The sequence below is a fragment of the Corallococcus sp. AB049A genome (assembly GCF_003668885.1).
Taxonomy (GTDB): Bacteria; Myxococcota; Myxococcia; order Myxococcales; family Myxococcaceae; genus Corallococcus; species Corallococcus interemptor.
This window is the reverse complement of record NZ_RAWL01000386.1, coordinates 1-8,293: the sequence shown is the minus strand read 5'-3', so window position 1 is coordinate 8,293 and position 8,293 is coordinate 1. Positions and strand designations below refer to the sequence as shown.

Here is an 8,293-nt window from a genome sequence, read left to right as displayed (position 1 = left end):
GACAAGGACGACCTGCCGGAGATGCGCCGCCTGTTGCGCGCGGTGCGCCGGCTGCCGCGCCCCCAGCTCAAGCTGATGAGCCTGGTGGCCAGCGCCATCCTGCCCTCGCGCCGCTGACGAGGGCCTCGGAGCTTCAGGGCGCGGACGCGGGGGGCCGGGCCGGGCGCGCTCCCGCCTCCGTCACCCGCCACACCCAGCCGGACGGGGTGGGGTCCCGCTGCGCGGTGCTCACGTCCACCGCGTACACGTCCACGGTGTGCTCGCCCGGGGGCAGGTCCTTCAGGCGCCACGGGGATTCGCAGGGGATGTAGAGGCTGCCGTCCAGCGAGCACCAGAACACGGGCTTCAGCGTGGTGGCGGTGAAGACGAAGGTCGCCTCCCTCGAGGGCGTTGCCCCGGGGGGCCCTTCGTCGATGAACGTGTCCGGCCCTTCATTGCCCGCGCGCGCCAGCGACGGCGGGAAGAGCAGCGGCATCAACATGAAGCCCAGCAGCAGTGACGCGAGCAGTCCGTGGGGAAGGTAGCGCAGGGACGGCGGGGGAATCATAAGCAGGCTCGCGTGACGCCTGACGCCGCGCGAACCCTGTCTTGGTGTGGGTCGTGGAAGAGTGCTCTGGGAGGGCTCGGGCGTGCCATGGCATCCGGGAAAGGGAAAGGGCGACTTCCTGGAAGGTGGGGATGGATCCGGAATGGGGCGCCCCGTCCCCGGGACGGGGCCGGGAATCCACGGCGAGACGTGACGCGGAGGGCCAATGTCCGTAAGCGGAAAGGGCACGACGCCCGCAGCGGCCATGGCGGGCGGTGATGGCACGCGTCACGGCGCAGCGCTTGTCAGGGCGGACATCCCCTGGCCTCATGGACGCTGGCCCGGACCTGCCTTGCACGCACGCCACCGCCCATGACCTTCGCGAAGAGGAGCACGCCCTGGCACGCCGCCGCGCTGGCGCTCTCACTGTGCCTGCTGTGGCCGGGGCTCCCCGCTCGCGCCCAGGCGCCCGCCCGGACTCCGGATGACAACCCCGGCAGCGTCCGGCTGGGCGACACGCTGGACGCGGGCCTGCCCGTCACGGAGGAGAACCTCACCGCCGGCTCCGCCCCCAAGGCCATGGACGCGCCGTGGACGCAGAGCGACGCCAGCCCGGATGGGGGCGCGGGCACGGTCGTGAAGGAGGCGGACCTCCAGCGCACGGACGGAGGCTGGGCGGTGGAGCCCGGCGCGGCGGACCTGGACGGAGGTCCAGCCCAGGCCGCCTTCGTGCCGCCCGCGCTGGTGAAGGACTCGCCCGCGCCGTACCCGCCCCGGCTGGTGGGCGAGGGCGTGGCGGGCACGGTGAAGCTGGAGCTGCTGGTGGACGAGGCCGGCGAGGTGGACACCGCCACGCTGGTGGAGGGCGTGCATCCGCTGCTCAACGAAGCCGCGCTGCACGCGGCGCCTTCCCTGCGCTTCTCGCCCGCGATGATGGAGGGGCAGCCCGTCGCGGTGCGCCTGTTCTTCGAGTACCGCTTCGAGGCGCCCGTCCCCGTGGCCACGGGCGCGGACGGCGGAACGTTGTCGTCACCTCAAGGCCCCATCACCCTCAAGGGCCTGGTGCGGCAGAAGGGCAACCGCCGGCCGCTGATTGGCGCGACGCTGGTGTCGGACGCGGCGCCGGACTCGCCGGTGCAGACGGACGAGAACGGCCGCTTCGAGGCGCGCTTCCCCACGGGCGGCCAGGCGGTGCGCGTGTTCGCCCCCGGCCACAAGCCCGGCCTGTTCCGAGAGGCGCTGAAGGCCAGCGAGTCCCTGGAGGTCGTCTACGGCCTGGACCCGCTCGTGGTGAACCCCTACGAGACGGTGGTGCGCGGCGACCGCGAGCGCACGGAGGTCAGCCGCATCACGCTGCACGACGCGGAGCTGCGGGAGGTGCCCGGCACCATGGGCGACCCGTTCCGCGTGGTGATGCTGCTGCCGGGCGTGGGCAGCATGCTGTCCGGCGTGGCGTACCCGGTGGTGCGCGGCAGCCAGCCGGCGTCCACGGGCTACTTCCTGGACGGCATCCGCATCCCCATCCTCTTCCACCTGTTCCTGGGGCCCGCGGTCATCCACCCGGACTTCCTGGACGCCATCGACTTCTATCCGGGCTCGCCGCCGCCGCAGTACGGCCGGCTGATGGGCGGCGCCATCGACGGGCGCCTGACGCGGCCTCGCGACGACCGCGTGCACGGCAGCGCCTACGCGGACTTCATCAACGCGGGCTTCTTCTTGGAGACGCCCTTCAAGTCCACCGGCACCAACGTCAGCCTCGCGGGCCGCTATTCCTATACGCCGTGGATCATCGCGCTGGCGGCCAATCAGTTGCAGGACCCGCCGCCCCCGGGCCGCACCAATCCAAAGGTGGTGTTGGACTTCTGGGATTATCAGGCCCGCGTGGAGCAGGACGTGGGGCAGGGCAAGCTGCGGCTGTTTGCCTTTGGCTCGTCGGACACGTTCGGCTCGGAGGCGCAGGACGACCAGGGGGACACCGCGCTCCAGTCCGTCGCCTTCCACCGCGTGGACCTGCGCGGCCGCCACCCGCTGGGCAAGGGCGAGCTTGAGATTGGCGGGACGTGGGGCCTGGACCGCTTCGCCGTCGTGTCTCGCGGGCCAGACAACGGGAACGAAATCTACATCGACCAGGACAACTTCTCCGGGCGCCTGGGCTACAGCGTGCCATTGGATGAGCGGCTGCTGCTGCGCGCGGGCGCGGACCTGGAGCACAAGCGCGCCATCGTGGACGTGCTCACGGTGGAGAACGGCCAGGAGGTGGAGGAGGACACGGTGCGCGTGCCCGTGGCGCTGGCCACCTTCACCGGCGCGTACGCGGAGGGCGTGTGGACGCCCAATGACAGATGGACGGTGGTGCCCGGCCTGCGCCTGGACAGCTACCACCTGTCCGGCGGGTTCGACCACAAGGTCCTGGAGCCGCGCCTCACCGTGCGCCACAAGCTCACCGACACCGTGACGCTCAAGGGTGGCGCGGGCATCTTCCACCAGCCGCCCACCACCCTCATCAGCCTGCCGGTGGTGGACGTGGGCAGTCTGTTGTTGGGCCTCCAGGAGGGCGTGCAGCTGTCCACCGGCGTGGAGTGGAAGGCCTTCGACAAGTGGGAGGTGGGGCTGGACCTCTACGTGAACCCCATGCTCCGCACCATCGAGCTCACGCCCTTCTCCGACGAGGGCCTGACGGACGACATTGGCGGCGAGCCGGACATCGAGCCGCCCCCGCCCGGTGAGCCCGGTGGAGGCATCCGCCAGGACGGCTTCCGCCGGGTGCGCGCGCGGCAGATCGACGTGGACAGGCCGCCCGTCAGCCGGGATGACTGGGACCTGCCGGACTTCAGCAGCCATGGATTGGCGTATGGATTGGAATTGCTCATCCGCTACCCGCTGGGGAACAACTGGTTCGGCTGGCTTTCGTACAGCCTCCAGCGCAGCACGCGGCGGACCACGTTCTACCGGTATGACTCGTCAGGTCGGGTCCTCTCCGAGGACTCGGCGGACCTCCCCTTCGCCTTCGACCAGACACACATCCTGAACCTGGTGGTGAGCCACAAGTTCTCCAACAACATCACCCTGGGAGGCGTGCTCCACTTCAACAGCGGACGTCCGGAGTACGGCACCCTGGGAAGCCAGACGCACCGCGAGGGCACCGACGAGCACGGCGACCCCGCCTGGGTGCAGGTGGATCGCGATCAGGTGGACCGGCTGCCGCCCTTCTTCCGCTTCGACCTGCGCGTGTCCAAGGCCTGGGCGTACGAAACCTTCAGCCTGGAGGCCTACCTGGACATGCTCAACGTCACCCTCAACACGGAGACGCTGGGCTTCGACTACCTGGGCGGCTCCGGCACCCGGCAACCCCTGACCAAGAGCGCGGTGGGACTGCCCATCGCCCTGCCCATCATCGGCGTCAAGGGCCGGTACTGACCTGCCCTCCAGGGCAGGTCCAGTGCTCGGGGGTGAGCAGTATTTCGCGCCACCTGCCCTCCAGGGCTGCTCCACTCGTGGCCAGATGTGTCAGTATTCCATGAGACGCGGGTTTTTCCAGCCTGCTCGGCAGCCTACGTGCCGGGAAGGGGAACAGACCTGTAGCGTCGGGGGGAGCACGATGATGGGTCTGTCCTGGGGGCCGGGAATGGCTCCGGCATGGGAACTGCCCGCTGACAGTGAGACGCCTTGCATCCTCCTCGAGCCGCTGCACGGGGAGACGGGCGAAGCGCTCGACTTCCGCTGGACGTCCATGAACGTCCCGGCGGAGGGCTGGGTGCGCTCACTGGAGCTGGGCCGTCACGTGTCCCTGTGGACGCGGGAGGGGCTGGCCCTGTTCGACGTGGCGGCGCTCGTGCGCGTGCTGATGCGTGGCGTTCCGCACGTGGGCCTGTTGCCGGGGGACGCGGCGGGGCGGCGGTATGTCGTCGTGCGGCACGGAGAGGGATTGGCGCTGTGGCTGCTGCCTCGTGACGAAGGCCAGGCGGCGGACGCGCATCAGGCGGAGCGGGAGCGGGCGGCGCGGCAGGAGGTGGAGGCGGCGCTGGCCCGGGCGGAGCAGACGGTGAGCGCGCTTCGCGAAGCGGAGGAGCGCTACCGGCTGGCCACGCGCGCCACGCACGACGTGCTGTGGGACTGGCACTTCGCCACGGACCACGTCCGGTGGGATCCCGGCACGGGCAACGCGTTTGGCCACGCCACGTCCGTCCTGGAGCACAAGCTGGGCTGGTGGGGCGAGCGCGTGCACGACGACGACCGGGACCGCGTGGTGGACCGGCTGGTGGAGTTCGTCGCGTCCACGGGCGACGTGTGGAGCGAGGAGTACCGCTTCCAGCGCGCGGACGGCAGCTGGGCGCACGTGCTGGACCGGGGCGTGCTCGCTCGCGACGACGAGGGGCGCCCGGTGCGGATGATTGGCTCCATGATGGACGTCACCGAGCGCACCCGTCAGATGGAGACGATGGTGGAGGAGGCGAGGTTCCGCGAGCGCTTCATCGGCATCCTCGGGCACGACCTGCGCAACCCCCTCAACGCCATCGTGCTGTCCGCGCGCGCGCAGAAGCGCCGCGGGCCGCTGGAGTGCACGCCGGAGCAGCACCGCCAGCACGCGCAGCGCATTGAAGCGTCCGCGACGCGCATGGGGAACATGATCGCGGACCTGCTGGACTTGACGCGTGCCCGGCTGGCCGGCGGCATCCCGCTGCGCAAGGGCCCCACGGACCTGGGGGCGGTGTGCCAGCAGGTGGTGGACGAACTGTCCGCGGCGTACCCGGACCGCGCGGTGGCGGTGGACGTGGACGGCAAGGCGGAAGGCGAGTGGGACGCGGAGCGGCTGGCGCAGGTGCTCTCCAACCTGGTGGGCAACGCGCTGGAGCACGGCAGCCCGGACGCGCCGGTGTTCCTGCGCTGCTACGCGAAGGGCGAGCACCAGCTGCTGGAGGTGCAGAACCCTGGCAATCCCATCCCGGAGGAGCTGCGCGAGCGGCTGTTTGATCCGTTCCGCCAGGGCGAGGGCGAGCGGGAGCAGGGCGGCCGCCGCAACAGCGGCCTGGGGTTGGGGCTGTTCATCGTGAAGGAGATTGTCCAGGCGCACGGCGGGACGGTGGAGGTGATGTCGACGCAGAAGGAGGGCACGACGTTCACGGTGCGCCTGCCCCGGCCCCCGCGCCCCAAGGCGAAGGTGAAGGCGGGGCGGGGTCGGACGCGAACCGCCTGATCTTTCGGAAGGGGTCAGCGTTCTCCGCCATGCGGTGGAAGGGGGAGCGTCCGCCGCCGCACGCCACGCGTGTTGTGCGAAGGACCGAAGGGGATGGGCCGGAAGGGCAGGGGCGCTGCGCGCTGCGTGTGTTTGCGTTTACCGGTTGATCCGGTCGTACGGCTCGTGCGGCCCACTACGCGGAGGCAGTCCCCATGCACCACAATCCCCCTCGCAGCTCCCTGCGCCGTTCCTCCCCCGGGATGGCGCTTTGTCTGGCCGCGGCCCTGGTGGGCTGCGGCGCTCCCGTGGATGAAGGCCCGGACGTGCCAGGCCAGTCCTCGGACGCGCTCGCCTCCACCAACGGCATGACGTTGAACGGCATGACCCTCAACGGCATGACGTTGAATGGGATGACCCTCAACGGCCTGATGGTGAATGGGCTGACGACGACCGGCCTGGCCACGGGCTCGTTCCGCAGCTGGTTCGTCCAGGACCCTGTCCTGGCGGACATGGTGATGCGCTACGTGGTGAAGTGCTCGATGGCGCCGGGGGCGTCGCTGTCGTTCCGCGCTCCGACGGGCAAGCTCTACGTCTGGGATGGGAGTCTGGCATTGGCGCCGGGCTGGTCCGGAGGGCAGCCGGTGTCGGTGGCGGAGCAGCAGGTGGTGAGCGCCTGCCTGGCTGCGCACGCGAACAAGTACGGCGTGCACGTGAACATCTCCGTGCTGGGCCGCGACGCGGTGGGCGGGACGGTGGCGTACACCCAGGACGAGCTGAACACCTACAGCGAGAAGGAGGCGTGCTTCTTCGGCAACGTCTTCACGAACGAGGGCGCGTTCTCCGCGAACGACGGCGCATACCTGGACTACGACGAGAGCACGGTGCGCACCTGCGGCCTGTCGTCCTGGAGTGAGACGACGTCGTGCGCGCCCATGCAGCACGTGGGCGCCTGCCGGTACTACTGCACGCTGGACCCCACGAAGACGTTCTACACGCGCTGCACGTACAACGGCGTGACCTACCGGCCCATCACCACGCGCATGCTGCCCCAGGACATCTACCGCTGCGGCGACGGCGTGTGCCAGCGGACGGAGAAGTGCGGCACCAGCAACACGCCCGACAGCTGCGCGGCGGACTGCGGCGCGTGCCCGTAGGCTCGCTCACGTGGGACGGTGCCGCGCGGCGTGGCGCCGGTAGCGCGTGACGAGGTCTCCCCACCAGCGGCCCATCGTCGCGAGGGTGGCCGGACCATCCTGTCCGTGGCGCACGGGGTGGTCCATGCGGATGGCGTCCCAGCCCCGGTGCTCCAGCACCACGCGGGTGCCGCCGAAGGTGGACTCGAAGCGGACGTCGACCTCGGTGATTTCCCCAGGGGCGAAGTTGCTCGCGCGCCATTGGAAGACGAGCCGCGCGCCGGGCTCCCAGACGAGCACGCGGCCAATCTCAAACATGCGGTCCTCGAAGGACTCCACCAGCCGGCCACCGGGGCCGGGCGGGTCGAAGCGCAGCACGCCGCTGGGATTCTGGAGGCCCCGGTAGCGCGGGCTCTTGCCCCACCAGAGGTCGGTCTCTTCCGTGAAGACCTCGAAGGCGTCCAGCGGGGACACGGCGACGAAGGTGGTGACGCGGGCGCGGTCCGCGCTCATGACCTACGGCCCTTCGGGCCCCGGGTGCGCTCGGCGTGGGCCTTGAAGGCGCCCAGCTGGCCGGACCAGAAGGACTCCACCTCGTCGAGCCAGCCGCGCAGGGCGGCGAAGGGCTCCGGGCGCAGCGAGTAGACGCGCACGCGCGCATCCTCCGCGTCGATGCGCTCCTCCACGAGCCCCGTCTGGCGCAGCACGCGCAGGTGGCGGGACATGGCCGGAGGGCTCATGTCGAACGCGGCGGCCAGCTCTCCGGCGGGGTGGGGCCGCTGGCGCAGCCGGTCCACGACGCCCCGGCGCGTGGGGTCGGCGAGGGCGGCCAGGGTGCGGTCGAGCGCGGACGGGGTGGCCATGGCGGGCGAATCTACTTCGGGGTGAAGACGCGCTGGGTGAACCACCAGCGGTGGCCTTCGGTGTCCATGGCGCCGTAGGTGCGGTTGGTGCCCCAGTCGTCGCCGTAGTTCTTGGTCTCAGGCTCCATGATGATGACGGCGCCGGCCGCGCGAGCCTGCGCGCAGTGGGCGTCCACGTCATCCACGTAGACCGTGAGCGTCTGCGTGTTGGCGCCGCCGTGCAGCCGGGGGCTGAGGTGGTGGGCGTGGCGCCCGGAGGAGTTCACCATGATGACGCCGTCGCCGTAGACCAGCTCCGAGTGCACGATGGTGTTGTCCGCGCCCTCCACCTTGAGGCGCGTCTGGAAGCCAAAGGCGCGCTCCAGCCAGTCGATGGCGGCGGGAGCGTCCTCGTAGAAGAGGCTGGAGGAGATGCGCGGCCAGTCTTCGGGAATGGGCTTCATGCGGCGGCTCCGGGCAAAGGAAGACTCGTTAACGTCAGGGTGAATGATTAACCCTGACGTTAACGGCCGTCAATCCCGCGGATCCGCTAGAAGACGCTGGGCCTGGGCACGTCGTGGCCGGGAGTCCGGGGGGCCTGGCGGGGGTCCTTGGG

At 70.5% G+C, this 8,293-nt stretch carries 7 protein-coding genes; 3 read left to right on the top strand and 4 right to left on the bottom strand.

Going from position 1 to position 8,293, the window contains the following annotated elements; translation table 11 throughout:
• Positions 1-133: 133 nt before the first annotated feature.
• Positions 134-547 carry a hypothetical protein gene (locus D7X55_RS30885; RefSeq protein ID WP_121724938.1) on the bottom strand — a complete coding sequence of 138 codons (414 nt, stop codon included), beginning with the start codon at positions 545-547 and terminating at the stop codon, positions 134-136.
• Positions 548-1,105: 558 nt separating this feature from the next.
• Here D7X55_RS30885 and D7X55_RS30880 point away from each other — a divergent pair.
• The 3 genes from D7X55_RS30880 to D7X55_RS30870 all read left to right on the top strand — a co-directional run bounded on the left by D7X55_RS30880 (position 1,106) and on the right by D7X55_RS30870 (position 6,856).
• Positions 1,106-3,943, top strand: coding sequence for a TonB-dependent receptor domain-containing protein (locus D7X55_RS30880; RefSeq protein ID WP_407921797.1), 2,838 nt, complete (start codon positions 1,106-1,108; stop codon positions 3,941-3,943).
• A gap of 208 nt (positions 3,944-4,151) precedes the next feature.
• Positions 4,152-5,720: an ATP-binding protein gene (locus tag D7X55_RS30875; protein ID WP_199747234.1), complete on the top strand. Its 1,569-nt coding sequence runs from the start codon at positions 4,152-4,154 to the stop codon at positions 5,718-5,720.
• Between the two features lie 194 nt (positions 5,721-5,914).
• A complete protein-coding gene (locus D7X55_RS30870; protein ID WP_120552788.1) occupies positions 5,915-6,856 on the top strand; it encodes a hypothetical protein in 942 nt (313 codons plus the stop codon).
• Between the two features lie 6 nt (positions 6,857-6,862).
• Here D7X55_RS30870 and D7X55_RS30865 read toward each other — a convergent pair whose 3' ends face one another.
• The 3 genes from D7X55_RS30865 to D7X55_RS30855 are packed head-to-tail and all read right to left on the bottom strand — an operon-like array spanning position 6,863 to position 8,141.
• Positions 6,863-7,348: an SRPBCC domain-containing protein gene (locus tag D7X55_RS30865; protein WP_121724937.1), complete on the bottom strand. Its 486-nt coding sequence runs from the start codon at positions 7,346-7,348 to the stop codon at positions 6,863-6,865.
• A complete protein-coding gene (locus tag D7X55_RS30860) occupies positions 7,345-7,698 on the bottom strand; it encodes a helix-turn-helix transcriptional regulator (protein WP_121724936.1) in 354 nt (117 codons plus the stop codon). The genes D7X55_RS30865 and D7X55_RS30860 overlap by 4 nt, the downstream gene beginning before the upstream one ends.
• An 11-nt stretch (positions 7,699-7,709) precedes the next feature.
• Positions 7,710-8,141 carry a VOC family protein gene (locus D7X55_RS30855; RefSeq protein ID WP_120552791.1) on the bottom strand — a complete coding sequence of 144 codons (432 nt, stop codon included), beginning with the start codon at positions 8,139-8,141 and terminating at the stop codon, positions 7,710-7,712.
• Positions 8,142-8,293: the final 152 nt, after the last annotated feature.

What these genes read in the sequence shown, in the direction of transcription:
- D7X55_RS30880 (WP_407921797.1), top strand. Translation starts at nt 1,106, where the DNA reads ATGGACGCGCCGTGGACGCAGAGCGACGCCAGCCCGGATGGGGGCGCG.
- D7X55_RS30875 (WP_199747234.1), top strand. Translation starts at nt 4,152, where the DNA reads ATGGCTCCGGCATGGGAACTGCCCGCTGACAGTGAGACGCCTTGCATC.
- D7X55_RS30860 (WP_121724936.1), bottom strand. Translation starts at nt 7,698, where the DNA reads ATGGCCACCCCGTCCGCGCTCGACCGCACCCTGGCCGCCCTCGCCGAC.
- D7X55_RS30885 (WP_121724938.1), bottom strand. Translation starts at nt 547, where the DNA reads ATGATTCCCCCGCCGTCCCTGCGCTACCTTCCCCACGGACTGCTCGCG.
- D7X55_RS30855 (WP_120552791.1), bottom strand. Translation starts at nt 8,141, where the DNA reads ATGAAGCCCATTCCCGAAGACTGGCCGCGCATCTCCTCCAGCCTCTTC.
- D7X55_RS30865 (WP_121724937.1), bottom strand. Translation starts at nt 7,348, where the DNA reads ATGAGCGCGGACCGCGCCCGCGTCACCACCTTCGTCGCCGTGTCCCCG.
- D7X55_RS30870 (WP_120552788.1), top strand. Translation starts at nt 5,915, where the DNA reads ATGCACCACAATCCCCCTCGCAGCTCCCTGCGCCGTTCCTCCCCCGGG.